This is a genomic window from Mesorhizobium sp. M0037 (genome assembly GCF_040323635.1).
Taxonomy (GTDB): Bacteria; Pseudomonadota; Alphaproteobacteria; order Rhizobiales; family Rhizobiaceae; genus Mesorhizobium.
Window position 1 is genome coordinate 1 of the sequence record NZ_JAMYVB010000053.1, and the last position, 1,127, is coordinate 1,127.

1 protein-coding gene is annotated in these 1,127 nt (G+C 63.7%); it reads right to left on the bottom strand.

What is annotated here, in order from left to right; all coding sequences use genetic code 11:
- Positions 1-94: 94 nt before the first annotated feature.
- Entirely contained in the window at positions 95-1,069 is a 975-nt protein-coding gene (locus NKJ78_RS30750; RefSeq protein WP_023743626.1) for an IS5 family transposase, read from the bottom strand.
- Between the last annotated feature and the right edge of the window lie 58 nt (positions 1,070-1,127).

The following is a 1,127-nucleotide window of genomic DNA, read 5'->3' on the forward strand; positions in this document are numbered from 1 at the left end:
AGGGCAATGCGAGGTGGTTTCCGGCGCTGGTTTGTGGCCAGATGGGGTAGGAGTTGGCGTATTCGGCGGATTTCGGGCGCAGTGCGACCCTAGATCAGGTCGCCAGCGTCACCCAGCGACGCATGTTGAAGGCCATGGCGGCGATGAGAACCTGTCCTGCCGCCTTGGCCAGACCGCGATAGCGGATGGCGCAAAGTCGCATGCGGTTCTTCAAGGTGGCGAAGGTCGTCTCGACGGCAAAACGTTGCCGGGCGATCAGTTGGTTGAACTGCTTCAGGCGCGCCGGCAGGCGCGGATGATGCTTGTTGGCCCGCCGCATCAGCCGCGGCTTGATCCCGCGCTGCCTCAGCGACAGCTCGCGCGCCTTGGTGTGATAGGCCGCATCCGCCAGCACCGCGCCTTCGTCGCCACAGATCAGATGATCCGCCTCGACCGTGTCGTTGACGTTGGCTGCTGTCGTCCTCACCCGGCGGATCAGACCAGAACCCTGGTCGACGCCGACATGGGCCTTGTAGCCGTAGGAGGAGCCAGGCTTGCCCTGCCGGCGTGTAAAGCCGGCATCGGGATCGCCGGCATCGCCCGCTTCGTGCGCGGCCCCACTGGGCGGCCGTGCCGCCGCCGTCTCGATCACCGTGGCATCGAGCATCGTGCCGCGCCGCAGGATCAGCCCGGCCTTGTCCAGTTGATGGTCCAGTTCGCCAAACAGCTTCTCCAGAAGCCCGGCCTCCACGAGAAGATTGCGAAAGCGGTTGAGCGTGGTGTGGTCGGGCACCGTCTCCTCGAGCGTCAGTCCAACGAAGCGGCGGAACGACAGCCGATCGGCGAGCGCCTCCTCCAGTTCGTTGTCCGACAGCCCATACAAGGATTGCAGCAGAAGCGCCTTGAACATCACCAGCGAATTGTACGCAGGCCGCCCCGGCCCAGTTGGCGAGCGCAGCCGCGCCAGGATCTTCTCGAAGCGATACCACTTCACCAGCGACGACAGCCGGTCCAGTCGTCCGCTCCGACCAAGACCCTGCGGCAGCAGAGCCTCTACAAAACTGAACTGACCGCTCGGCTTTGTCGTCATCGCAAAATCCCCGTTTCAAAAACAGGGAATCACATCCACCCAATTTTGCAACAGTCCC

Excerpts from the sequence above, each read along its gene's own strand:
- NKJ78_RS30750 (WP_023743626.1), bottom strand. The coding sequence starts at position 1,069 with ATGACGACAAAGCCGAGCGGTCAGTTCAGTTTTGTAGAGGCTCTGCTG.